General features: G+C 65.2%; 22 protein-coding genes and 4 pseudogenes. 24 read left to right on the forward strand and 2 right to left on the reverse strand.

The genetic code is table 11. The features are described 5' to 3' along the window. Positions 1-119: 119 nt before the first annotated feature. The 13 genes and pseudogenes from VAR608DRAFT_RS11795 (at position 120) to VAR608DRAFT_RS11865 (ending at position 10,173) form a co-directional block, all read left to right on the forward strand. Positions 120-1,037: a LysR family transcriptional regulator gene (locus VAR608DRAFT_RS11795; RefSeq protein ID WP_088954231.1), complete on the forward strand. Its 918-nt coding sequence runs from the start codon at positions 120-122 to the stop codon at positions 1,035-1,037. 623 nt (positions 1,038-1,660) lie between these two features. Further along, positions 1,661-1,963 carry a YciI family protein gene (locus VAR608DRAFT_RS11810; protein WP_088954234.1) on the forward strand — a complete coding sequence of 101 codons (303 nt, stop codon included), beginning with the start codon at positions 1,661-1,663 and terminating at the stop codon, positions 1,961-1,963. Beyond that, positions 1,960-2,307: a Dabb family protein gene (locus VAR608DRAFT_RS11815; protein ID WP_088954235.1), complete on the forward strand. Its 348-nt coding sequence runs from the start codon at positions 1,960-1,962 to the stop codon at positions 2,305-2,307. Before VAR608DRAFT_RS11810 ends, VAR608DRAFT_RS11815 begins: the two co-directional genes overlap by 4 nt. Continuing rightward, positions 2,304-3,395: a maleylacetate reductase gene (locus tag VAR608DRAFT_RS11820; protein ID WP_088954236.1), complete on the forward strand. Its 1,092-nt coding sequence runs from the start codon at positions 2,304-2,306 to the stop codon at positions 3,393-3,395. Before VAR608DRAFT_RS11815 ends, VAR608DRAFT_RS11820 begins: the two co-directional genes overlap by 4 nt. A 92-nt stretch (positions 3,396-3,487) precedes the next feature. Beyond that, positions 3,488-4,351 (forward strand): sugar phosphate isomerase/epimerase family protein, encoded by an 864-nt coding sequence (locus tag VAR608DRAFT_RS11825; protein WP_088954237.1) that lies wholly within the window; start codon positions 3,488-3,490, stop codon positions 4,349-4,351. Between the two features lie 242 nt (positions 4,352-4,593). Beyond that, on the forward strand, positions 4,594-5,256 hold the full coding sequence (locus tag VAR608DRAFT_RS11830; RefSeq protein WP_088954238.1) for an SDR family NAD(P)-dependent oxidoreductase: 663 nt from the start codon (positions 4,594-4,596) through the stop codon (positions 5,254-5,256). Positions 5,257-5,300: 44 nt separating this feature from the next. Beyond that, positions 5,301-5,717 (forward strand): IS66-like element accessory protein TnpA, encoded by a 417-nt coding sequence (tnpA, locus tag VAR608DRAFT_RS11835; RefSeq protein WP_088952445.1) that lies wholly within the window; start codon positions 5,301-5,303, stop codon positions 5,715-5,717. After that, on the forward strand, positions 5,714-6,061 hold the full coding sequence (tnpB, locus tag VAR608DRAFT_RS11840) for an IS66 family insertion sequence element accessory protein TnpB (RefSeq protein ID WP_088952444.1): 348 nt from the start codon (positions 5,714-5,716) through the stop codon (positions 6,059-6,061). The genes tnpA and tnpB overlap by 4 nt, the downstream gene beginning before the upstream one ends. 67 nt (positions 6,062-6,128) lie before the next feature. Beyond that, positions 6,129-7,759: pseudogene (tnpC, locus tag VAR608DRAFT_RS11845) on the forward strand (IS66 family transposase). A gap of 61 nt (positions 7,760-7,820) precedes the next feature. Further along, positions 7,821-8,315, forward strand: coding sequence for a hypothetical protein (locus VAR608DRAFT_RS11850; protein WP_231972906.1), 495 nt, complete (start codon positions 7,821-7,823; stop codon positions 8,313-8,315). Between the two features lie 68 nt (positions 8,316-8,383). Then, positions 8,384-8,578, forward strand: coding sequence for an SDR family oxidoreductase (locus tag VAR608DRAFT_RS11855; RefSeq protein WP_443082932.1), 195 nt, complete (start codon positions 8,384-8,386; stop codon positions 8,576-8,578). Between the two features lie 28 nt (positions 8,579-8,606). Next, positions 8,607-8,756 (forward strand): annotated as a pseudogene (locus tag VAR608DRAFT_RS11860) (CoA-transferase); the annotation flags it as partial. 58 nt (positions 8,757-8,814) lie between these two features. Next, positions 8,815-10,173 (forward strand): IS701 family transposase, encoded by a 1,359-nt coding sequence (locus tag VAR608DRAFT_RS11865; protein WP_088954239.1) that lies wholly within the window; start codon positions 8,815-8,817, stop codon positions 10,171-10,173. A 409-nt stretch (positions 10,174-10,582) separates the two neighbouring features. Here the strand turns inward: VAR608DRAFT_RS11865 and VAR608DRAFT_RS11870 are convergent, their stop codons facing one another. Then, positions 10,583-11,734 carry an IS110 family transposase gene (locus VAR608DRAFT_RS11870; RefSeq protein WP_088954123.1) on the reverse strand — a complete coding sequence of 384 codons (1,152 nt, stop codon included), beginning with the start codon at positions 11,732-11,734 and terminating at the stop codon, positions 10,583-10,585. Here VAR608DRAFT_RS11870 and VAR608DRAFT_RS11875 point away from each other — a divergent pair. The 6 genes and pseudogenes from VAR608DRAFT_RS11875 (at position 11,725) to VAR608DRAFT_RS11900 (ending at position 16,369) form a co-directional block, all read left to right on the forward strand. Beyond that, the gene (locus VAR608DRAFT_RS11875; RefSeq protein WP_231973451.1) at positions 11,725-12,384 is read left to right on the forward strand and encodes a 3-oxoacid CoA-transferase subunit A; all 660 of its coding nucleotides are present in this window, start codon (positions 11,725-11,727) and stop codon (positions 12,382-12,384) included. The genes VAR608DRAFT_RS11870 and VAR608DRAFT_RS11875 overlap by 10 nt on opposite strands. A 2-nt stretch (positions 12,385-12,386) precedes the next feature. Continuing rightward, a complete protein-coding gene (locus tag VAR608DRAFT_RS11880; RefSeq protein ID WP_172843973.1) occupies positions 12,387-13,034 on the forward strand; it encodes a 3-oxoacid CoA-transferase subunit B in 648 nt (215 codons plus the stop codon). A gap of 22 nt (positions 13,035-13,056) precedes the next feature. Continuing rightward, entirely contained in the window at positions 13,057-14,262 is a 1,206-nt protein-coding gene (pcaF, locus tag VAR608DRAFT_RS11885; RefSeq protein WP_088954242.1) for a 3-oxoadipyl-CoA thiolase, read from the forward strand. Positions 14,263-14,431: 169 nt separating this feature from the next. Next, positions 14,432-14,878, forward strand: a complete 447-nt coding sequence (locus tag VAR608DRAFT_RS11890; protein ID WP_088954243.1) for an RbsD/FucU family protein — start codon at positions 14,432-14,434, stop codon at positions 14,876-14,878. Continuing rightward, a pseudogene (locus VAR608DRAFT_RS38520) lies at positions 14,829-15,119 on the forward strand (aldo/keto reductase); the annotation flags it as partial. The gene VAR608DRAFT_RS11890 and the pseudogene VAR608DRAFT_RS38520, both read left to right, overlap by 50 nt. Before the next feature lie 50 nt (positions 15,120-15,169). Further along, complete coding sequence (locus VAR608DRAFT_RS11900; protein ID WP_231973452.1) at positions 15,170-16,369, forward strand: conjugal transfer nickase/helicase domain-containing protein; 1,200 nt, start codon at positions 15,170-15,172, stop codon at positions 16,367-16,369. Positions 16,370-16,968: 599 nt separating this feature from the next. On the opposite strand, the gene VAR608DRAFT_RS11905 is transcribed toward VAR608DRAFT_RS11900, so the two are convergent. Beyond that, on the reverse strand, positions 16,969-18,867 hold the full coding sequence (locus tag VAR608DRAFT_RS11905) for an FAD-dependent monooxygenase (RefSeq protein ID WP_088954246.1): 1,899 nt from the start codon (positions 18,865-18,867) through the stop codon (positions 16,969-16,971). A 123-nt stretch (positions 18,868-18,990) separates the two neighbouring features. On the opposite strand from VAR608DRAFT_RS11905, the pseudogene VAR608DRAFT_RS11910 reads away from it, so the two are divergent. The 5 genes and pseudogenes from VAR608DRAFT_RS11910 (at position 18,991) to VAR608DRAFT_RS11930 (ending at position 24,386) form a co-directional block, all read left to right on the forward strand. Then, positions 18,991-19,462 (forward strand): annotated as a pseudogene (locus VAR608DRAFT_RS11910) (MarR family winged helix-turn-helix transcriptional regulator). Positions 19,463-19,734: 272 nt separating this feature from the next. Then, positions 19,735-21,387, forward strand: a complete 1,653-nt coding sequence (locus VAR608DRAFT_RS11915; protein WP_088954247.1) for a long-chain-fatty-acid--CoA ligase — start codon at positions 19,735-19,737, stop codon at positions 21,385-21,387. A 59-nt stretch (positions 21,388-21,446) separates the two neighbouring features. Further along, the gene (locus VAR608DRAFT_RS11920) at positions 21,447-22,670 is read left to right on the forward strand and encodes an ABC transporter substrate-binding protein (protein ID WP_088954248.1); all 1,224 of its coding nucleotides are present in this window, start codon (positions 21,447-21,449) and stop codon (positions 22,668-22,670) included. 21 nt (positions 22,671-22,691) lie between these two features. Continuing rightward, positions 22,692-23,585 (forward strand): SMP-30/gluconolactonase/LRE family protein, encoded by an 894-nt coding sequence (locus VAR608DRAFT_RS11925; protein ID WP_088954249.1) that lies wholly within the window; start codon positions 22,692-22,694, stop codon positions 23,583-23,585. A 48-nt stretch (positions 23,586-23,633) separates the two neighbouring features. After that, positions 23,634-24,386, forward strand: coding sequence for an SDR family NAD(P)-dependent oxidoreductase (locus VAR608DRAFT_RS11930; protein WP_088954250.1), 753 nt, complete (start codon positions 23,634-23,636; stop codon positions 24,384-24,386). The last annotated feature ends 13 nt before the right edge of the window (positions 24,387-24,399 follow it).

Here is a 24,399-nt window from a genome sequence, read left to right on the forward strand (position 1 = left end):
TGCTCGCGAAGGATTCGAGCCACGGGCAGCTGGCTCGAATTGAGTTTCTAGTAAACGCACAGGCGGATAAACCACCCTAAAATTGCCGCAGTGTAGTCTTCAAGTCGTCAATCGTCTCCATGGCTATTCCGGAACACCTCAACGGCATCGCCACCTTCGTCGCCGCGGCGCGAGCCGGGAGCTTCACGGCCGCGGGAGAGAAACTGGGTATCAGCAAGTCTGCGGTTGGCAAGGCAGTTGCGCGCCTTGAGGAGCGGCTGGGCAGCCGGCTCTTCCATCGCTCCACGCGCAAGCTCAGCCTCACCACGGATGGCGAGCTCTACTTCGCAACCTGTTCCGCTGCGCTGGCCGACATCGCCGGCATGGAGGACGCGCTGCAGTCTGGACACCAGACCCTTGCCGGTCGCCTTCGCGTCGACTTGCCAGCCGCATTCGGGCGCGCCGTCGTGATGCCTATCCTGCTGGAGATCGCCCGTAAGCATCCCGGGTTGCGGCTCACCGTGAGTTTCACCGATCGGGTGATCGATCCGATCGAAGAAGGCGTGGACCTCGTGATTCGCTTCGGGCCGCTGAAGGATTCCAGCGGGCTAGTCGCGCGGCGCTTGAGCCAACACAAGCTGGTGATCTGTGCAGCGCCCGAGTACCTGCAGCGCAAGGGGGTGCCCCAGTCGATTGAGGACCTCGCCCATCACAACTGCATCGTGGGCCAGCGCAGTGGTCAGCCGTTGGCGTGGGTCGCGGTCGGCGGGAATGACAAAGGCCAAGTCCAACGCTTCGCCCCGCCGCCCACGTACGAGATCGGCGACGGTGACGCCATGGTGGCCGCGGCCATCGCGGGTTGCGGCTTGTGCCAAGTTCCGGAGTTCATGGTGCGAGCCGCGCTCGCCACTGGAGAACTGGTCTCTGTCCTGGCAGAAGCCTCTGACGTAAAGGTTGACGTGAGTGCGGTGTGGCCTGCGACGCGCGGTCCGATTCCGCGAGTTCGGCGAGTCATCGACGAGCTTGCCTCGCGGGCGGCCCGAGGCGAGCTCGACTGAGTCGCTGTGGCGTCAGGCAGTTGCGTGCGCACGTTCGGTCGCCACGCTCTCATGACCTGTAGCGCCCAGCCCGGGCGTCAATTGATCAGCGATCGATTCCGCGACCAGCTTGTATGAATGTGCACGCGCTGCAGGATCGTGGATCCGCGCGTCGATCATGAGCTCGTCGGCTCCAGACCACTCGATGAATTCGCGCAGCCATGCGCCCACTTCGGCGTCTGGGCCAGCGTGCGGCCATCGGGAATCGGGACGAGGTCGAGTACGGAAAGTGCGGTCATGGAGGGGGCGGCCGGTTGTCGTTACGAGCCCTGTCGCAGCGAAGTCAAGGCGTCGATCGAGCTTCGCAATTCATTCAACGCTGCTTCGGCGGAGGTGATGTGCAGTTCGGACGAGATGAATCTATCGTCCGCGATGTATGGCTCGAACATGGGCGTCCATCACATGCCCACCATGGGAGGGATTCTGAGGCACTAGCGACTGCGACGCGTTGAAAAACTGTTGCAGCAATCGGGAAAGAGATTCCCTGTTGTGGTCTTTTTCCCCAGCCTCAGCAAACCTAATATTCCCATCAAAGGCAGGCGATACCAGCCCGTCACCTGGCCACTTCACCTTAGGAGACATGCGTGATCTACACCTTCGTGCTGCTTGATCGACCCCATGCGTCGGAGCTTCGTGCGAGGGTTCGCCCGGAACACAAGGCCTATCTTGGGCTGCAGGCGGAGCGCATTGCATTCGCGGGTCCGCTTGTCGACGATGAAGGCAAGGACATGCACGGCAGCTTGCTCGCCATCGATTTTCCTAGCCGTGACGCTGCGGTCGCCTGGCTGCACGACGAGCCTTTCAACAAGGCTGGGTTGTACGCGTCGGCGCAGATCCACGGCTTTCTCAACCTCTGGCCACAAAAAGCAGGATTCGCACCGCAATGAACGACCAAACCATCAAGCACATCGTGATGTGGAAAGTGCGTGGCGACACGCGCGAAGAAAGGCGCAATGCTGCGCTGTTTCTCAAGGATCGGTTCGAAAGCCTGAAGGGGCGGATTCCGGGCATGCAGCGCATCGAGGTTGGCCTCGATACCAGCGGCGTCGACTACGCATGCGACGTTGTGCTCTACACCGAGTTCGATACGCAGGAATCGCTCGATGCCTACGCGACCCATCCCGAGCATCTGCGTGTCAAGGGTGAACTGGGTGACCTGCGAACAGCGCGCTATCAAGTCGACTATCCGCTGTCTCAGTGCGTGGTCGCGACCGCGGAAAGACGTCAATGAACACCGTCAGCGAACGAGACTTCATCTACACCGCGCAGCCTTCACGCGTGGTGTTTGCCCGAGGCAGTTTTGGGCGCCTCGCCAGCGAAATCAAGCTTCTCGGCGCTCGCCGTGCCTTGGTCCTTTGCACCCCCCAACAAGTTGCCCAGGCCGAGAAGGCTTCCGCATTGCTGGGTCCGCTTAGCGCCGGCGTCTACTCGGGTGCTGAGATGCATGTGCCGATCGAATCGGCCCGCCAAGCGCGTGAGCATGCACGGGAGGTCGGGGCGGACTGCGCTGTCGCTGTCGGCGGAGGGTCAACCATCGGGCTTGGGAAGGCTATCGCACTTGAATCGTCGCTGCCCATCGTCGCGGTACCCACCACCTATGCCGGCTCGGAGATGACGCCAATCTATGGCATCACCGAAGTAGGCGAGAAGAAGACCGGACGCGATCTGAGAGTGTTGCCGCGCACTGTGATATACGACCCGGAGCTGTCGATCGGCCTGCCGCTAGGCATGTCAGTCGTCAGCGGCATCAACGCGATTGCCCATGCAGCCGAAGGGCTGTACGCCCGGGACGGGAATCCAGTCATGTCGCTGGTGGCGGAAGAAGGGATTCGTGCCATGGCTGCCGGGCTGCGCAAGATCGCGAGAAACCCCAGCGACTTCGCGGCGCGTAGCGACTGCCTATATGGCGCCTGGCTTTGCGGATCCGTGCTAGGACACGTCGGAATGGCCTTGCATCACAAGCTGTGCCACACGCTGGGCGGAAGCTTCAACCTGCCGCATGCAGAGACGCACACGATCGTTTTGGCTCACGCACTTGCCTACAACAGCGCCGCGGCGCCTGAGGCGATGGAGCGCACTGCACGAGCCCTCGGCACATCGGACGCCGCTGATGGCATCTTCAACCTTGCGTCCGACCTGGGAGCGCCCATCGCACTACGCGACATTGGCATGGAAGAAGCAGACCTTGGACGTGCTTGCGACATCGCTCTCTCCAATCCCTACTGGAACCCTAGACCCCTCGAGCGCGCGGCATTGATGGACCTGCTCGGTGATGCATGGACAGGAAAACGTCCAAGCGCACGAGTGATCGCTGCATAGCGGCGCACGATCACGAGCGCGATCGCGACTCAGAAGCAAATCCGACACCGTCGCCGCATTCTTTTCAACATACCCCTTCAAGAGATACTTCCATGAGCAAACAAAACATCGAACTTCTGGCGTCCTACTTCACGCTCGCCGGCGACGTCTATCCGTTCGGCCCGACAGAGATCAGCCCGTACTCGCTGCAGGAGCGCGCCGAGGTCTCGGCCAAGGCCGGCTGGAAGGGGCTGGGCTTCTCGCACGCTGACCTCATGGTGACGGCGCAGAAGATCGGCCTGAAGACCGCGAAGCAGATCCTTGATGACAACGGGATCAAGCACCGCGAGATCGAGTTCCTGGTCGACTGGTACTTGGATGGCGAGAAGCGCAAGGCCTCCGACGTTCAACGCGTGGAGATGCTGGAGACTGCTCAGACGATCGGCGCTCGCAAGATCAAGATCGCTCCCGGCCTGCACGACTACACCCCGGCCAACATTCCGGTGATGCGCGATGCCTTCGCCGGGCTGTGCGAAGACGCCCGCAAGTACGACGTGACGATCGTGATGGAGGTCATGCCTTTCAGCAACGTGGCCACCATCGATACCGCGCTCGCGATCATTGCTGGCGCAAATCAGCCCAACGGCGGCATCCTGGTCGACAATTGGCATATCCAGCGCGGTGGCATGCCCTACAGCGAAATCGCCAAGATCCCGCCGCAATTCCTCAAGGCCGTCGAGCTCGATGACGCGCTCGAGGAAGTGCAGGGGACGCTCTGGGAAGACACCATCTATCACCGACTCCTTTGCGGTGAAGGCTGCTTCAACCCGCCTGAGTTCATTAAGGAAGTCCAGCAGGTGGGCTACGACGACTACTACGGCGTCGAGATCCTTTCGCAGGTCTATCGCAAGCTCCCCCTCGAGGAAATCGCTCGCCGCGCTTTCGAGACCACGATGGCGCAGTTCAACCGCGACTGATCGATCCGTACCAGCGGCTGCCTGACGCGATGGAAGTTAGCGCGTTCGTGCGCCTGGCACGCTCTATTACCGATGATGAGTCGCGCCGCCGCTGACACGTCGGAAGACGGGCGGCTCATGCCAGAAGACACGAAGCGGGCCGTCGAAATGGCTAAGCCGGACAAGCTCGCCCCGCTGAACTGACGTGGAAGGCAAGGTAATCGAATCATCAGCTTGAATTCGCAAACGATCAAAGGAAGAACATGGACAGTGGGTTGAAAGGGAAGGTTGTGCTCATCACGGGCGCTGCCAAGGGAATCGGCCGTTCGACTGCACTCGCATTCGCTCGCGAAGGTTCGGATCTGGGATTGATCGACATTGACGAGGAGAATCTATCGACTCTTGCGTCAGAGGCGAGCGAACTGGGCGTTCGTGCCGAATATGCCGTTGCGGACCTATCGACAGACGAAGGTATGTCGAGGGGCGTCGAGAAGATCCTGCAGGCCTACCGTGGCCGCGTGGATGCCCTGGTCAACAACGTCGGCGCCGGCAAGATCCGCACTTTCGATCAGCTGAGCGACGCCGAATGGGACATGACGTTGCAGCTCAACTTCATGAGCTACGTTCGAGCATGCCGCAAGGTGTTGCCCATCATGCGCGCCCAAGGCCGTGGCGTCATCATCAACAATGCTTCGGACCTCGCCCGCCAGCCTGAGCCGGTGCCGATCGACTACTCGGCTTCCAAGGCTGCCGTACTTGCGCTGACCAAGGGATTGGCGCGCTCGGAAGCGACGAACGGCATCCGCATCAACGCCGTAGCGCCAGGTCCGATCTGGACCCCCTTCTGGACCGAGAAGGGAGGATTCGCCGTAATAGTCCGACGTAGGCCGTTCTTGTTTAACTTGGCGAGGCCAGACAGCATGTGACCTGAAGAAATGGCGCACCAATAGGTGTCCATCAACAGGAGTGCATGTACATCATGAAGAGTGAGGCGGAGCCGAGACGGCGGCATCACGATCGAGCGTTCAAGGCCAAGCTCGTCGAGCAGAGCATGCAACCCGGGGCGTCGGCATCGGCCGTTGCGCGGGAGCATGGCATCAATGCCAACTTGTTGTTCACCTGGCGGCGCGAGCACGCGCGCGCAGGGACCGTGGCCAGGTCTGCGGAATCCGCGGTGTTGTTGCCTGTGCGGCTTGCTGGCCCCGCTGAGGAGATGCTCGCAGAGCAAGGCGCGCAGGAGTCGTCCGGGTTGGCGCCGGCGACGAATCGCTCGTCGCGTCCAGGCGTCATCGAACTGGAGCTCGCCGGAGCCCACCTTCGCCTGCGCGGTACTGTCGACGAAGCCAGTCTGTGCAGCGTCTTGCGCGCGCTGCGCCAATCGGCATGATCGGCCCACGCGCGGGCACCCGGATCTGGCTGGCCGCGGGGGTCACCGACATGCGCTGCGGCATGGACTCGCTCGCCGTCAAAGTGCAGACCGTGCTCACTGAAGATCCTTACGGTGGTCACGTCTTCGTCTTCCGCGGCCGCCGCGGGGATCTGGTCAAGCTGCTGTGGAGCGATGGAGACGGCATGTACCTGCTGGCCCGGCGGCTGGAGCGCGGCCGCTTCGTCTGGCCGCAGGCCGAATCCGGTTCGATCGCGCTGAGCGCGGCACAGCTGTCGATGCTGCTGGAGGGCATCGATTGGCGCCGCCCCGAACGGACCTGGCGGCCACGCGCCGCGGCATAGCCGACACATCGACGTTGACAGGGCAACTCCCGTTGGTGGTGCCGGGTGTGCCTGGCACAGTCATGCTGTGACTCCCGAAGAACTGCTCGCCAGCAACGCCGCCCTCAGCGGCGAGGTGCTGCGTTCGCAGGAGGCGTTGAAGATCGCGCTGCTCACCATCGACAAGCTGAAGGTTGAGCTGGCCTATCTGCGGCGCATGAAGTACGGCCGCTCCAGCGAGCAGCTCGAGCACGCTCAACTCGAACTGGTGGGTGGGAGGCATCGCCGCCCGTGCCGTTCGAAACTGCTCCGGCGATCGACACCGAGAACGCCGCGGACGGTGCGCAAGGTACGGCCAACATCAGCTCGCTGCAGGACGCTCGCGACAAGCGCAAGGCCCGCCAGCAAGCCGCCGCGCGTGGACTGCCCGATCATCTGCCGCGGCGCACCGTGATGCACATGCCCAGCGAAGCCGGCGGTTGCAAGTGCGAAACCTGCGGCAGTGGGCTGCGCGAGATTGGCCAGGACGTCTCGGAGGTTCTCGATTACGAACCCGGCACCTTCCACGTGGTGCGGCATGTTCGCCCCAAGCTGGCCTGTGGCGGCTGCCGTACGATCTCGCAGGCGCCAGCCGCGAGCCGCCCCATTGCACGCGGCCTGGCCGGCAGCGGCCTGCTCGCCCACATGCTGACGAGCAAGTTCGCCGACCACACACCCCTGTATCGGCTGTGCCAGATCTATGCCCGCGAGGGTGTGGAGCTGTCGCGCTCCACGCTGACGGATTGGGTTGGCCAGGCCGCACGTTTGATGACGCCTCTGGCCGACGCGGTGGGCCGGTATGTTCTACGCGCCGGGAAGATTCACGGCGACGACACGCCCATCCGGGTGCTCGGCGGCAAGGGCAGCCAGGCGCGCACCGGGCGGCTGTGGGTCTACGTGCGCGATGATCGACCTAGTGGCGAGCCGGCCGCTCCTGCGGTTTGGTTCCAGTACTCGGCTAACCGCAAGGGCGAACATCCCGTGCGCCATCTGGAGAGCTTCCGGGGCATCCTGCAAGCGGACGCCTTCGCCGGCTATCACCCACTCTACGAGAACGGCCAGGTCATCGAGGCTGCATGCTGGAGCCACGCGCGCCGTAAGGTGTGGGACATCCACGAACGCCAGCACAAGCTGGCCGGCACCTTGGCGCACCAGGCGCTGCTGCGCATCGGCAAGCTCTTCAAGGTGGAGGCCGAGATCAATGGCAAGCCCCCTGAGGAGCGCCTGCGGGTGCGGCAGGCGCGTACGCGCCCGATGCTCGACGATCTGAAGCTCTGGCTGAACACCGCCTTGGCGCAGCTCTCGGCGAAAGCGCCCATGGCGCTGGCCATCGGCGACACGCTTGGCAACTGGACGGCACTCACGCGCTTCCTGGATGACGGGCGGATCGAGGCACATAACAATGCCGCCGAGCGTGCGTTGCGAGGCGTCGCGATCGGAAGAAAAAATTATTTGCATCTGGGATCGGACACTGGCGGTCACAGCGCAGCGGTGATTTACACCTTGATCGGCACGGCAAAGCTCAGCGGGATCGACCCTCAGGCGTATCTGCGTCACGTGCTCGATCGCATCGCCGACCACCCAGTCAACCGTATCGACGAGTTGCTGCCCTGGATCGTGGCGCCGCAGCTCCAGCAGGCGCGCCCCGCCCGGCACGAGGACCTCGCTCAAGCCGCCTGAGTCCGGCGCGCCGGGCAAAATGACGCCCATGCTGAGCATCTCGCGGATCGAAGACTTGCCCATGGCCACCAGCGCCGAGCTGTACCACCTCAGCTGGGTGATCGAGCAACTGCTGGCCGACCCGCGGCGCATCGTCCAGGCGCGCAGCCAATTGCATCTCGGCCAGCAGGTCCACTACCTGGACTGGGGTGATGGCAAGTGGCGCAAGGTCAGGGTCGTGTCCATGAAGAACGATCGAGTGACGGTACTCGACGAGGCCAGCGCCAAGCAGTTCAGCTTGCCGTACGCGGCCATCATGACCACGGATCCGACCGCGACGCCGAAGGGAGAGCAAGGCGCGGCTCCAACCCAATCAAAGCCCAGCCCACCGCCAGAGGTCTCGCGGCGCGAAAACGTCCATGTCGGCCAGCGCGTGAGCTTCGTCGACCAGAACCTGCAGCGACACGTTGGACAGGTCACGCGCATCAACCAGCGCACGGCCACCGTCCATGCCGACGGGCGCGCTTGGCGGGTCGCCTTCGCGCTGCTCCAGCCCGTCATCAACGTCCCCGTCTGACGCTCAGCAGACCCGGTCCGTCGGCAGCGACAACGGCACTGATCGGACTATTACGATTCGCCGACACGATGGCAGAGTTCCACAAGATGCCTCCCAAAGAGGCCGTAGAACATGAGCTGTCGCTGCGGCAACTCCCGCTCAAGCGCTTGGGCACACCAGAAGAGGTTGCCAACGTTATCGTGTTCCTGTCATCCGATCTCGCGTCGTACGTGACCTCGTCGGTTTGGGGTGTTGATGGCGGCAGCATCCGCAGCCTCATCTGAGCTGCCATTTCGATTGGAGACCAGGATCATGATCAACAAGATCGCTCTTTCGATTGCCGATGCAATGGCAGGCATCAACGACGGCGCCACGGTGCTGATCGGTGGATTCGGCACAGCAGGCATTCCGAATGAACTCATCGATGGCCTTATCGAGCAGGGCGCTAATCTTACTGTGTTAGTAATTTGAGCGAAATCAAGGCATTATGCGCACTTCTTCAAGCGAAGGGCGAACCTTGATGGAAGACTTGCAGGAATTCGAGCGCTACATGGCCCATCTGAGTGAGGGGCTGGGTCATTCGGACCGCCATGCGGGCTTGCGGGGTTACACCACAGGGCTGATGTCGCCGCTGCAGCGCAAGAGCGTGGAGCCGATGGCGGCACATATGGACCCGCTGAACGTTCGTTCGCGCCACCAGTCGCTGCACCACTTCGTGGCCGACGCGAATTGGTCGGACGAGCGCATGCTGCTGGGGATATGCCAGTGGGTCGTGCCGTTGATGGATTTCAGCGACGGCGGCTGGTGGATCATCGATGACACCGGCTTTCCCAAGCAGGGGCGGCACTCGGTGGGCGTCGCGCGCCAATACTGCGGGATGCTGGGCAAGCAGGACAACTGCCAGGTGGCGGTGAGCGTGTCGCTGGCCTGCGCGGCGGCCAGCATTCCGGTGGCGTGGCAGCTGTACCTTCCCCAAGAGTGGGCTGACGACGAGGCCCGACGCGAGAAGGCCCGCGTGCCTGAAGCGCTCGCGTTCGCCACCAAGCCTCAAATCGCGCTGCAGCAGATCGAACACCTGATGGCCCAGGGGGCGCCGAGGCACTGCGTGTTGGCCGACGCGGGCTATGGCGTAGACACGGCGTTTCGCGAACGCCTGGACGAGCTTGGATTGCGCTACGTCGTGGGGGTGACGGGCAGCGTCACGGTATGGCCGCCTGGGCACGAACCCCTGCCGCCCAAGCCTTACAGCGGCAGGGGCCGAGTGCCACGACGGCTGCGCCGCGGCGACGCCACCGCCCCCGAGCACCGGCCCCGCACGGTCAAGGACGTGGCCTTCGACATCGAGCCCGATGACTGGCAAGAAGTCACCTGGCGCGAGGGCACGAACGCCGCACTGTGCTCGCACTTCGCGCGCGTGCGGGTCCGTGCAGCGCACCGCGACGAGAAGCGCAGCGAACTGCGCGAGCCGCAATGGCTGCTGATGGAGTGGCCCGAGGGCCACGAAGAGCCACTGAAGTACTGGTTGTCCACGCTGCCCGAAGACACGTCGCTGGAGCGCATGGTCTACGAGGCCAAGATGCGCTGGCGCATTGAGCGTGACTACCAGGATCTCAAGCAGGACCTGGGCCTCGGGCAGTACGAAGGGCGGGGTTGGCGTGGGTTTCATCATCACGCCAGTCTCAGCATCGCCGCCTACGGCTTCCTGCTGGCGCAGCGACTGCAGCACCCCGACGAGATCGGGGGTAAAAAAAACCCTGGCCGCCAAGCGCCTACCCTACCCACGCATTACAAACCTCGGGGAAGCCCAGAGGGCGCAGCGCCACGTCCCATCCTCCATCACCAGTTTGCGATTGCGTATCGGCGCACTGCTGGCTCGTAACCTGCCCCGATGTCCCTGTTGTCTTCGGCATCAACGAGCACCAAATATATAACACAGTAAGACTTCTATGGGGTATTGGAAGTCAAGCCCTTTGGGGATCAATTTTGTGCAGGCCGACTACTTTTTTTGAGTCGGTGCCGCGAAGACCTGTGCTTGCATTGAGGAGTCCCCTTTGAACAAAGCGAGGGCATCGACGACAGGATTCAGGTCGGGGTGCGTGATGCCCGGGTGTTTGCCCGGTCCAACTTCTATCCGTGCCGGCACCAGGCCGGTCACCACATACCGCATGCGCATGGCGCTGGAACCACCCCGTTACTGGCGCCCCATCTAAAACTACGACTACCCGTCGGGTAATCCTCTTACTGTCCGGGCGCGCTCACCTTCATCAATGTCGCTCGAGGTGCTCCGTTCAGGCCGCCACCGCTTCGCTGTCCAGTGGCTTGAGCCTTGCCTCGAGTGGAATCTCACCATATTCGAGATAGCGCCATAGCGCAATCGCCAGCCGCCGCGCAAGCGCGACAATGCCGATCCGTCGCATGCGCTTGCCGGCGACAGCAAAGCGCTGATTGAACCATTGGCTCAACTGGCTGGCCGGCTGGAAGCGCAGCCAGCTCCACGCGAGTTCGACCATCAGCCACCGGCTGCGCTTGTTGCCGGCCTTGCTGATGCCCTGCTCGACGTTGCTGGCGCCGCTTGCGTAGGGCGTCGGCGCCAGGCCCAGGCAGCCGGCAAGTTCACGCCGGTTGTGAAACCGCCGCCAGCCAAACAGTTCCTTGACCAGGGTCCATGCACTTCCCGTGCCGATACCTGCCAGCCGGGTGAGCAGTGCGATCGCGGGTTGTGCACCGCTGCGGACCTGATGCTGCTGCATTGTCTCCAGCGCCCTGATCTGCCTGGCAACCAGCGACAGGCGTTCGAACTCGCGCTCAATCTCGGCGCGCAAACCTGGCAACAGTCGCGCGGCGTGCTGAGTCCACCAGCCCACCCATGTGCGCCCACCGATGCGCTCGACCCGTAGGTCGTGCAGCACCAGCAGCGAACGAATCCGGTTGCTGTGCGCCGTACGTTCCTGCCGCAGGCGCCCAAGTTCCCGGTGCACGCGCCGCTCATCTTCCTGCTCCGGGCTGGGAATCCGCGCAACGGCCCACACGCGCCGTTCACCAGCGTGGTAGCGCATCAGCATCGACAGCAGCTTGTCGCTGTCGAGCCGATCCGTCTTGGCACGGCGCGCCCGCCGATTGACTTCGATACTGGCCGAGTCCACTACGAGGTTGGCGATCCCTTGTTCAGTCAGCCAGCGGTGCAGCCAGAAGCCGTCACGGCCTGCCTCGTAGCAACTGCGCACCGGCACTTGCCCAGTCAGGCCGCAGCGTGCCTTGGCCTTGGTGATCGCGGTCAGCACAAACGCCGTATCCCCTGCTGCGACCGAGCATCGGCTCGGCGCGCGCACCCCGTCACCCAGGGATAGCTTCCAGCTCTTGTCGCCCAATTCAAAGGCCATGTACAGCCAGCCGGTGATCGGCATATCCTGGCCCCGAAGGGCTGTGTCAGGTGCGTTCATTTGCGTGCTCCTTTCGAGAAACGAGTCTCCGAATCCTCGTTCTACTCCAGGGGGCTGACCTCCGCGGCCCTTCCATAGTATCTAAGGACCTCACTGTCGTCAACAACAACGCCGGCAACAGCGACGCCGGCCTGGCGGCCCTCCTCAAGGCGGGCCGTGTCCGCAAGATCATCTGCAGCTTCCCGCGCCAGGCCGACAGCTATGTGTTCGACGAGCTCTACCGCACCGGCAAGCTCGAACTGGAACTGGTGCCGCAGGGCAACCTCGCCGAGCGCATCCGTGCGGCCGGCGCGGGCATCGGTGCCTTTTTCTGCCCGACGGGCTTCGGGACGCAGCTCGCGGGCGATCGCGAAACGCGCGAGATCAACGGCAAGCAGTACGTGCTCGAATACCCCATTCGCGGCGACGTTGCGCTGATCAAAGCCGAGCGCGGCGACCGCTGGGGCAATCTCACGTATCGAAAGGCCGCGCGCAATTTCGGTCCGGTGATGGCGATGGCTTCCAGCCGCACCATCGCCACCGTGCACGAAATTGCCGAACTCGGCGAGATGGATCCCGAGACCATCGTCACGCCGGGCATCTTCGTCCACCGGATCGTCAAGATCGATCGCGTCGCCACGCAGGCCGGCGGCTTCAAGAAGGCAGCATGAACATGTCCAGCTACACCCGCCGCACCAAGGACCAACTGGCCGCACGCGTCGCGCAGGACATCTTCGACGGCGCCGTCGTCAACCTCGGCATCGGCCAGCCCACGCTCGTCGCCAACCATCTTCCTGCCGGCCGCGAAGTCATCCTGCACAGCGAGAACGGCATCCTCGGCATGGGCCCGGCGCCCGCCGAAGGCCAAGAGGACTACGACCTCATCAACGCCGGCAAGCAGCCCGTGACCCTGCTGCCGGGCGGCGCCTACTTCCACCACGCCGACAGCTTCGCGATGATGCGCGGCGGCCATCTCGACATCTGCGTGCTCGGCGCGTTCCAGGTGTCGGCCACCGGCGACCTCGCGAACTGGAGCACCGGCGAAGAAGGCGCGATTCCCGCCGTCGGCGGTGCGATGGATCTCGCCATCGGCGCCAAGCAGACCTGGGTCATGATGGATCTGCTCACCAAGAAGGGCGAGAGCAAGATCGTCGACAAATGCACCTATCCTCTGACCGGCATCGGTTGCGTGAAGCGGGTGTATTCCGATCTCGCGACCCTCGAATGCACGACCTCCGGCCTCAAGCTGATCGACAAGGTCGACGGCCTCGAACACGCCGAACTTGAAAAGCTGGTCGGCCTGCCGGTCGCCGCCGCCTAACCTTGTTCTCCGGAGACTCACCATGAAGCAGGAAGCTTTCATTTGCGATGCCGTGCGCACTCCTTTTGGCCGCTACGGTGGCTCGCTCGCAAGCGTCCGGGCAGACGACCTCGGCGCGGTGCCACTGCGCGCCCTGATGGAGCGCAACAAAAACGTTGACTGGCAGGCTGTAGGGGATGTGCTTTACGGATGCGCCAACCAGGCCGGCGAGGACAACCGCAACGTTGCACGCATGTCGTCCTTGCTTGCCGGACTGCCGATCGAACTCGGCGGCAGCACCATCAACCGCCTCTGCGGCTCGGGCCTCGATGCGGTCGGCACCGCCGCGCGTGCGATCAAGGCGGGCGAAGCCGGCCTGATGATCGCGGGCGGCGTCGAAAGCATGAGCCGGGCACCCTTCGTGATGCCCAAGGCCGAGAGCGCCTTCAGCCGCTCGAACGCGGTTTATGACACCACCATCGGCTGGCGCTTCGTCAACAAGCTGATGAAGGCGCAGTACGGTGTCGATTCGATGCCCGAGACGGCCGAGAACGTCGCGACCGACTACAAGATCGAACGCGAGGCGCAGGATCGCATGGCGCTGGCCTCACAACAGCGTGCGATCACAGCCCAGAGGTCCGGCTTCTTCGATGCGGAGATCGTTCCGGTCATGGTGGCGCAGAAGAAGGGCGACCCACTGTTGGTCGACAAGGACGAGCATCCGCGCGACACGACACTGGAAGCACTGGCCAAGCTCAAGGGGGTTGTGCGCCCCGACGGAACCGTGACAGCAGGCAATGCGAGCGGCGTCAACGACGGCGCGGCAGCGCTGCTGCTGGCCGACGAGGCAAATGCAGCTAGGTTCGGCCTGACCCCTCGCGCGCGGGTGGTTGGCATGGCGACCGCCGGTGTGCCGCCCCGCGTCATGGGGATCGGCCCGGCGCCAGCGACGCAGAAGGTTCTGCAATTGACGGGACTCAAGCTCGACCAGATCGACGTCATAGAACTCAACGAGGCCTTCGCGGCCCAGGGGTTGGCAGTGCTACGCCTGCTGGGCCTGAAGGATGACGACGCTCGCGTGAACATTAATGGCGGCGCGATCGCACTCGGCCATCCGTTGGGAGCCAGCGGTGCCCGGCTCGTGGCGACGGCGATCAACCAGCTTCACAAAGAAAAGGGTCGCTACGCGCTGTGCACCATGTGCATCGGGGTTGGACAGGGAATTGCGGTCATCCTAGAACGGGTCTAATCCAGCGACCTCTGCCCTGATTGGTGGGGGTTCGCGCTTCAATCGTTCTCCGCCCTACAGGGGCAGTCCCGAGTCGATCAGCTTGATAGTTCGCGCACAATCTTGGCTTTGAAGGGCAACCTGGACGATCCGCTTCGTCCGTGAACCCGAAAGGGAGTCAGTCCGCATCATGCTGAAAACGCTCGATCCTCTGCTTGGGCCGGAGTTGCTCCATGCACTGGCGTCTATGGGTCATGGAGACGAGATCGCCATCGTCGACGCCAACTTTCCTTCAGGCAGCTGCGCCCGTCGGCTGATTCGGATGGACGGATGCGCGGCGCTGCCGGTGGTTCGGGCCGTGCTCACGCTGCTGCCGCTGGACGACTTCGTTGACGCTCCAGTGGCCTCGATGGCAGTGGTCGATGCTCCGCAGACGGTGCCCGAGATCGTGCAGGAATTTCTGCTCGCTGCGCACCACGCCGAAGGCCGAACGGTTGGCGCCGAAGCGCTGCCGCGCGAAGCCTTCTACGAGCGCGCGCGAGGCGCCTTCGCGATTGTGCAAACCGGCGAGGCGCGCTTGTATGGCAATGTACTGTTGCGCAAGGGCGTCGTGCGCCCTGGGGAGCCGGCATCTTGAGCCGGCCAGTCCTCGACAGGCTCCAGGCCGGCTCGCGGCTGGGCCTGGGCTGCGCTCCGCCGCTGGGCAACCTGTTTGCGCTTGTCGCCGGGTCGTAGGCCCTGGCCGCGATTTCCGAAGCCTGGCGGCTGGTCTTCGCCACTTCGATACCGCGCCGCTCTATGGCTACGGCTTGAGCGAGCACCGGCTCGGCAATTTTCTGCGGCAGCAGTCGGGTGATGAAGTCGTCCTGTCCACAAAGGTCAGCAGGTTGTTGAGCGCCGAACCGACCGTGCCGGCTATGTGCAGGGGTTGCCTTTCGCAGCGCGCTACGACTACGGCTTCGATAGCGCTCTGCGCTCGATCGAGGTCAGTCTGCAATGCCTGTGTCTCGCGCGCATCGACATCGCCAATATCCATGGCACCTGCCGTCACATGCACGGCAGCGAGCAGCTAGCGCGCCCAAACGATGCCGAGATGATCAGGGCGCCCACCTTGAACAAGCCGAGGCCTGCGGCAAAGCCGGGTGCATCGTCAGCGTCCGCGCGGCCCGGACCTTCGCTCGAGAAACCAGCACGGCCACTGAAGGTCGCGGACGCCTCGCAGCCGCCAATACCGAAGCGGCCCATGTTCGATGACGAAGAAGCGGACTACCTGCTGGACGCCTCGGAGATGGCGTCTGACGCCGCCATGCAGCCGCCGCGGAGAAAGAGAGCTCAGGCCATGCCAGTACCGGCCGCTCGCGTGGAAGCGCCCGCAAAGTCACCAACACCAGGACCAGCAGCGCCAACGCCGGCGCGAACGGCCGCCCGCATGCTCGCTCCGATGGACCTCATGAACGTTGGGCGCGGCGCCGTCGCCGCATCGACGACGGATTCAAGTCGCAAGGCCGAACGCTCCTCGCTCGTTGCTGGCCAGAAGCCCGAATCTGACGCATTGAGCAAGCCTGTTGGCGGGCCCAGGCCTATGCTCATGTCAGGACCTGCGCCGGAGGTTGCTGCGCGGGCGAATGTAGGTAGAGCATCACCAGATCACGAAGACAGCGAGGGTGCCGCTGCGCGCGCCGATCTACCGCCCGTGATCCTTCAGCACAAGCTCCCGGAGATCCCGGGCCGCGACGAATCGCGGCCACAGCCGGGACCGCTGGCGTTGGACTTCATGCGTTGGCTGCAGCAGTCGTTGGCGTCGCGTGAGCTCAAGTACAACGAGACGGGCGCCGTGGTGCATTTCGTGCCCGAAGGCATGGCGCTGGTGTCGCCCTTGATCTTCAAGATGTTCGCGGCCACGCTGGTGGCCGAGGCCGAGGTTCCGGATCAGGCGAACCGCATCCAGCGCGAAGTCGTGAAGGCGGGCTGGCACATGACCGGTCCCAATCGGACGAACGTCGTGCGGTATTCGGTGATTGGTCGCGGCCATACCGTGGTGAGCCGGCTCGCTGCGGTTGTGCTGGTTGAGCCGGGCCGATGGGTCCAGCCTGTGCCGCCGTCGAACCCGGTGCTCAAGCTCAAGTAGCGTGCAGCCTCAAAGCGCTTTCCACGACGAAGCACTTCGTCCGAGGTGCCGTGTCATCTGTCGACGGACGCTCGCCACGCGAGACCGCCGGCGTCGTTGGTTGACACGGTCTGGGCGACCACTTACAGTGCGGCCGGTGCATCAGCGGGATTGCTGCCTAGTGTTCGCGTCTTGTGCGTTGGTGCCGGCTGGCTTGGCGAGGGCGATGAGCCTTGAATGTGGGACCCTGTTGGGTTCCTTTTTTAGGCCCATCGAAGGCAATACAATCTTTCTTATGTCAAATCTGAAAATCATCATGACCCTGTCCGTGCCGCCGGCCGCGAGCGCTTCAACATCGGTCCCACCGGCAAGACCGCGTCGCGTCGCAGCGAAGCACCCGCAACAATAGTCGCCACGCGTGACGTGAATGTCCGCCCCCACCTTTCGGGCTCCATGGGCGTGGCGAGCGAAGGAGTCACCAAGCATTTGAACCGGGCTGCCAGAGCAGCTCGTGCACGCCGGGTGAGGGAGATGCGAAGCCGCTCCAGCCCATGGGCGGAAGCGGCCTGAACGGGCGTACCACCGTCGCGCACCCTGTCGCCACCGGCGGCCATCGCGGCTCAACGCCGCGCGGGCTCGAGGAGGAATCCGGCGAAGAAGTCGCTCAGTTCATCGCGCGCGGACAGCGGCAGCACGTGCGCGACGTACTGGTCGGGCCGGACCACCACGATCGCGCCAGCGCTGGCGATCCCACGCGCGGCGAAGATGTCGTCGCGCGGGTCGACCGCCCACGCCTTTTCCCAATCCTGCAATCCCAGCGGCCCCGAGCAGGGACGCAGGATCGCGGGTACCGTGCCGATGTCGATCTCGTGGTGGCCGCTGCGGAAGATCCCGTGCACATCGACGATGGCGTCCAGGTCCGCGCCCGCGGGGGCGAAGCGCAGCGCCGGCGAAGCAGGCGATTCGGTGAACCAGCGCGCGAAATCGCGCAGGCCATGCCCGGTGTCGCCGAAGGCGTAGAGGCGCCAGCGCCCGTCGGCGGCGTGGACGTGCCCGAGATGCAGCCGCCTGCCGTCGGCAACCCGGACCACCGGCGAGGAGTGGAAGCGGGTGCCGATCTCGAACCCCGTCGCCAGATGCTGGTAGGTATCGTTCCCGGTCAGCAGCGACGGCTTGTACTTCGTCGCCTGGCCTGCGACGTAACGCAGCTGCCGCCCGTACTCCGCCTGCATCTGCTCGGAAGTCACGCCGCCGCGTTCGGGATGCGCCGGATCGACGGTGGGCTGGGCGATGAAGGCCGACCAGTGCCGGTCGAAGTCGATCAGATCCTGCGCGACCGACTGGCGCTCGGCCGAGTAGCTGTGCAGCAGCGACGGGGGCGAGCGGCCTTCGAGCACCGCGGCGAGCTTCCAGCCCAGGTTGAAGGCGTCCTGAATCGACACGTTCATGCCCTGCCCGGCCTTCGCCGAGTGCGTGTGGCAGGCGTCGCCGGCAATGAACACGTGCGGCAGGCGCCCGCTGGCGTCGCCGACGGCCACGTCATCGAACCGGTCCGTCACCCGCTGGCCCACCTCGTACACCGACGACCACGCGACCGACTTCAGGTCGATCGAGTACGGATGCAGGATCGCGTTCGCGATCGCCGTCATCTGCTCCACCGTGGTCTTGCGGATCTCCGAATCGCCCGCGGGCACCTCGCCGAGATCGACATACAGACGCACCATGGTCCCGCCCTCGCGCGGAATCATCAGCAGGCTGCCCTTGCCCGCGGACTGGATCACGTTCTTGGTGCGCCAGTCGGGAAAGTCGGTGTTCGCGAGCACGTCCATCACGCCCCAGGCATGGTTGGCGGCATCGCCGTGCAGTTCGCGCCCGATCGCACGGCGCACGTTGCTGCGCGCGCCGTCGCAGCCAACGACATACTTGGCGCGCACCGTGAACACCCTGCCCTCTTCAGGGCCGCTCACGTGCCGCAGCGTGACCACCACCGGGTACTCGCCTTCGCCGACCTCGAGGGCGACGCACTCGATGCCGTAGTTGGTGGCAAGCCGGCTCGGCGACTGGGCCATGTAGTCCAGCAGGTACTCCTGCATGCGCGCCTGGTTCACGATGACGTGCGGGAACTCGCTCAGACCCTCGGGGGCATCCGGCACCCACCCGGTGCGCACGATCTTCGAGCGGTCCTGCTCGGACGGGCCCCAGAACCGCACCTCGTTGATCCAGAAGGCCTCGCGCATCAGCGCATCCGCAAGCCCGAAGGTCTGGAAGGTCTCGACCGTGCGCGACGCGACGCCGTCGGCATGGCCCACTTCCAGCGGCCCGGCGCGCCGCTCCACGATGCGGGTGTCGATGTCCGGAAACACCGACAACTGGGCGCCGAGCACCGTGCCTGCGGGGCCCGTACCCACGATCAGCACATCGACTTCGGCGGGAAGCTCCGCCGTCCGGGCGAGCGCCCGAGGCGCGGCAGGGTGGATATCCGGGTCGCCCGGGCGGTATCCGTCGCGATAGAACTGCATGACTCTGCTCCGATTGAAATGAGATGGAAGGATTGAATTGCTACACTTATCGTCCGTGTACTGATGATTAGTGTAGGGGTAGAATGGACTTTCATCAATAAAGGGTTAACCCTGATCCATCCCATGACCCCGACCGATCCAGCGGACATCGATCTCGACACCCTTCCCGGCCACTTCATCCGCCGGCTGCAACAGATCGCGGTCGCGGTGTTCCTGCAGGAAACGGAGCCCTTCGGCGTGACGCCGGTGCAGTACGCCAGCCTTCAGGCGGTGCGACGCCTGCCGGGAGTGGACCAGCGCTCGCTCGCGCGCTCGATCGGGCTCGATACCTCGACGATGGCAGGCGTGATCGACCGGCTGGAATCGCGCGGCCTGATGGTGCGCAGCGCCTCGCCGGACGACCGGCGGGGTCCGGCTGCTCCGCCTGACGGACGAGGGACAGGCCCTGCTCGGCCAAGTCGAGCCGGCCGTGCTACGCGCCCAGACGCGCATGCTCGAACCGTTGCCCAAGAAGGAGCAGCAGGCGTTCATGCGCATGCTGCGCGAGATCGTCAAGGCCAACAACGAACTGAGTCGCGCGCCAAGCCAAGGCTGACGCGAGCCACTCGGCGGACCGGCGTCCGCGGTCGCAGCGGCCGACAGGCATCCGCAGTCAGGTGTCCCTTGCAGCGTCGCAGCGACATCACCTATCGCGAGAAGACTCCCCAGGACAGGGCCCAAGCGTCATAGCCATGCGGCCCCTACGTCCATGGTGCGCGCGCATCGGGTAAACCCTTGACGCGAAGCGCGCGATCGGCTGCTAGCATCAATTTACTTACCGGCCGACAGGCAAAATATGACCAGATTTCCACCTTCCAAGGGAACTCGATGCTGGGCCTGATGCAATCGCGCTCCATGCAGATCTCCGCGCTGCTCGAACATGCGGCCACGCATCACCCGCGCGTCGAGATCGTGTCCCATGTCGACGCGCAGACTTCTGTGCGCAGCTGCTGGAGCGAGGTCGCGCGGCGCGCGCGCCGTCTCGCCTCGGCGCTCGTGGCCCGGGGCATGGAGCCCGGCACTCGGGTCGCGACGCTGGCCTGGAACACCCACCGGCATCTCGAGCTGTATTTCGGCGTCTCGGGCGCCGGCAGCATCCTGCATACGGTCAATCCGCGGCTGTTCCCGGAACAGATCCGCTACATCCTCGATCACGCGGCCGACGAGTACCTGTTCTTCGACCTGAGCTTCGCGCCCCTGGTGGCCGAGCTCGCGCCCTCGCTGCCGCATGTCAAGGCCTTCGTCGCGCTGTGCGAGCCGGCGCAGCTGCCGGCGCTTTCGCTGCCGCGACCCTTGCTCAGCTACGAGGATCTGCTGGCCGGCGGCAACGAAGACTTCGCCTGGCCTGCACTGCCCGAGGACAGCGCCTCCTCGCTCTGCTACACCTCCGGCACCACGGGCCATCCGAAGGGCGTGCTCTACAGCCATCGCTCCACCGTGCTGCACTCGTGGGCCGCCTGCGCCGCCGACGGCCTCGGGCTGCGCGCGCGCGACAGCGTGCTGCTCGCGGTGCCGATGTTCCATGTGAACGCCTGGGGCGTGCCGTACGCCGCGGCGATGTGCGGCGCCAAGCTCGTGCTGCCCGGCCCCGACCTGTCGGGCGCCCGCCTGTTCGCGCTCATGAAGGATGAGGGATGCACGCTGTCGCTCGGCGTGCCGACCGTCTGGCTCGGCTTCTTCCAGCATCTCGAAGCGCTGCCGGAGGCGGCGCGCCGGGGCCTCAAGCTCGACCGCGTGGTGATCGGCGGCTCGGCGGCGCCGCGCGCCATCATCGAGAAATTCGAACGCCTGCTCGGCGCTTATGTGATCCAGGCCTGGGGCATGACCGAGACCAGTCCGCTGGCCACCATCGGCAACCTGCTGCCGGCGCACGAAGCGCTGCCGCTCGACCAGCGATTCGGCATCCAGACGCGCCAGGGCCGCGCGATCTTCGGCGTCGAGATCGCGGTGTTCGACGCCGACGGCCAACGCCTGCCGATCGGCGCAGCCATGGCCGGCGAGCTCAAGGTGCGCGGCCCCTGGGTCGTCTCGGCCTATTACGGCAACGAGCCCGGCTCGGCGCTCGATGCCGATGGCTGGTTCGCCACCGGCGACGTGGCGCTGATCGATGCCGAGGGCTACGTGCAGATCACCGACCGCTCGAAGGACGTGATCAAGTCCGGCGGCGAGTGGATCTCCTCCATCGACCTCGAGAACCTCGCGGTCGGACACCCCGCGGTCAAGGAAGCCGCCGTGATCGGCGTGCGCCACGAGAAGTGGCAGGAGCGGCCGCTGCTGATCGTGGTGCGCAAGGACGGCGCGGCCGCGACCGGCCCCGAGCTGCTGGCCTACATGAAGGACCGCGTGGCGCGCTGGTGGCTGCCCGACGACGTCGTGTTCGTCGACGAGCTGCCGCACACGGCCACCGGCAAGCTGCTGAAGACCCGGTTGCGCGAGCAGTTCGCCTCGCACCGGCTGCCGACCGAACCGCCGGGGGCCTGACAAGACCGCCCCGCCCGCGGCGGCACCCTTCGACCTACACGACAACCCTGGAGACAACCATGCAGACGATTCCCCTGGCCCGCCTTGCGCTCGCCGCTTCACTCGCACTCGCGGCATGCGCGGGCGCACAGGCCCAGGTCAGCGACGATGTGGTGCGCATCGGCGTCATGGCCGACCAGACCGGCCCCTACTCCGCCAACGGCGGCCCGGGCTCCTCGCTGGCCGTGCGCATGGCGGTCGAGGACTTCGGCGGCAAGGTGCTCGGCAAGCCGATCGAGGTGCTCGTGGCCGACGACCAGAACAAGCCCGACGTCGGCCTGAACATCGCCCGCAAGTGGCTCGACGTCGACAAGGTCGACGCCATCGTCGGCGGCTCGGCTTCGTCGATCGCGCTCGGCGTGAGCTCGCTGATGCGCGAGCGCAGCAAGCCCTATCTGGTGGCCGGCACCGTCACGGCGGACCTCACGAACAAGGCCTGCTCGCCGATGAACGTCCAGTTCCTGACCGACACCTACGCGCTGCCCAAGGCGGGCGTGCAGGCACTCATGAAGCAGGGCATCAAGAGCTTCTACTTCATCACCGTCGACTACGCCTTCGGCCAGGCCTTCCAGGAGGACGCGACCCGCTTCATCCAGGCCGCCGGCGGCAAGGTCGTCGGATCGGTCAAGCACCCGCTGGGCACGACCGACTTCTCCTCCTACCTGCTGCAGGCCCAGGCGAGCGGCGCGCAGGCGATCGTGATCCTGAACGCCGGGCTGGACCTCTCGAATGCCCTGAAGCAGGCCGCCGAATACAAGCTGACGCGCAGCGGGCAGACGGTGTCGGTGTTCGGCATGACGATCAACAGCGTGTCCGCGATGGGCCAGGACGTCGCGCAGGGCCTGCAGCTCACGGTGCCCTTCTACTGGGATCGCGACGATGCCTCGCGCGCCTGGTCCAAGCGCTTCATGGAACGCTACAAGAACGGCGTGCCGACCTATATCCATGCCGGCGCCTACAGCGCCACGCTGCACTACCTCAACGCGGTCAAGGCGGCGGGCACCGACGAAGGCAAGGCGGTGGCGGCGAAGATGCACGAGCTGCCGGTCAACGACTTCTTCTCGAAGGACGTCAAGGTGCGCGAGGACGGCCAGGTGATGCGCCCGGTATATGCGGTGCAGGTGAAGAAGCCCTCGGAGTCCAAGGGCCCCTACGACTTCTACAAGGTCGTCGCCGAGATCCCGCCCGAGCAGACCTGGCGCCCGGCGAGCGAAAGCGCCTGCGACCTGCTCAAGAGCAAGTAAGCGCAGCGCCAGCAGCGAACGATGGTCCGGATCGACATCCTGAGTCCGCAGCGCGATCTTCTCGGCGAGTGCCCGCTCTGGGACGAGCGCACCGGGTCGCTGTACTGGATCGACGGCCGCAGCCAGCGCGTGCGCCGTCATTCGCCCTCGACCGGCGCAACCGCCGAATGGACCGCGCCCGGCCACATCGGGTCGATCGCGCTGTGCGAGAGCGGCCGCCTGCTGCTCGCGCTCGAACACGACTTCCACCTGCTCGACTGCGCCACGGGCGCACTGGTGCGCGTCGGCGACGGCGTGGTGCACCGGGCCGAGCGCATGCGCCTGAACGACGGCCGCACCGACCGGCGCGGCCGCTTCGTCGTCGGCTCGATGACCCTCGGCCGCCACGAGCCGCTCGGCGCGCTCTACCAGCTCGGGCCCGACGGCCGGGTGCGCACGCTCGACCGGGGCATCCAGCTCGCCAATGCGACCTGCTTCAGCCCCGACGGCCGATGGCTCTACTTCGCCGACAGTCCGACGCACCAGGTGCGCCGCTACCCGTACGACCCGGCGACCGGCGCATGCGGCCCGGCGGAGCCGTTCATCGACACCCGCTCGCTCGGTTCGCCGCCCGATGGCGCCACGGTGGATGCCGACGGCTGCCTCTGGGTCGCGCTGGTGCTGGCGGGCAAGCTCGCCTGCTTCGCGCCGGACGGCACGCTGCTGCGCACGATCGACTTCGCGCCCGATGCCTACATCACCTGCCCCTGCTTCGGCGGGCCGGATCTCGACGTGCTCTACCTCACGTCGATTCGCGACAGCGGCAACCTGCTGCGCTCGCAGAACCCCGAGGCCGGCGCCGTCTTCGTGGTGCGCGGCCTCGGCGTGCACGGCCTGCCCGAGGTGCGCTTCGATGATCGCGCGCTCTGCGCCTGACGCCGCCGTCCCCTCTTTTCATCCGTTTCGAATTCGCAAGGACGACTCATGACCCCACGCTTTGAAGGCAAGGTTGCGCTCATCACGGGCGGCGCACGCGGCATCGGCCGCGGCATCGTCGAAGCCATCGCCGCCGAGGGCGGCATCGTCGGCATCCTCGACCGCGCCGAGGATCTCGCCAGGGAGGCCGCCGCGGCGGTCGAAGCGGCCGGCGGGCGCGCGATGGCCTTCGGCGGCGACGTGACGCATCGCGAGACCTTCGCGAACGCCATCGCGGCGATGAAAGAGCGCCATGGCCGCTTCGACATCCTGGTCAACAACGCGATCTGGGTGCGCTACGGACCGATCGCCGAGATCACGCCCGAGATGCTCGACCGCATGGTCGGCACGGGCTTCAATTCGGTCGTCTGGGGCATCCAGACCGCGGCCGAGGCCATGGCCCGGGGCGGCAGCATCGTCAACATCGCTTCGGCGGCGGCCTTCATCGGCATGCCGCACGGCATGATCTACAGCGGCGTCAAGTCGGGCGTGCTGGGCCTGTCGCGCTCGGCCGCGGTCGAGCTCGGCCCGCGCGGCATCCGCGTCAATTCGGTCTGCCCGGGATCGGTGCCGACCGAGGGCGTGCGGCTCAACGTCGACGCCGAGAAGGTCAAGCTGCGCATCGCCAAGACGCCGATGCAGCGCCTGTCGAGTGTCCAGGACGTGGCGGACGCGGCCTGCTTCCTGGCCTCGGACGCGGCCCGCTCGATCACGGGCGAGTCGCTGCTCGTCGACGGCGGCGCGACGCACGCCTTTCTCTGAGGAAGCCAAGGCC

Source organism: Variovorax sp. HW608, assembly GCF_900090195.1.
Lineage (GTDB): Bacteria > Pseudomonadota > Gammaproteobacteria > Burkholderiales > Burkholderiaceae_C > Variovorax.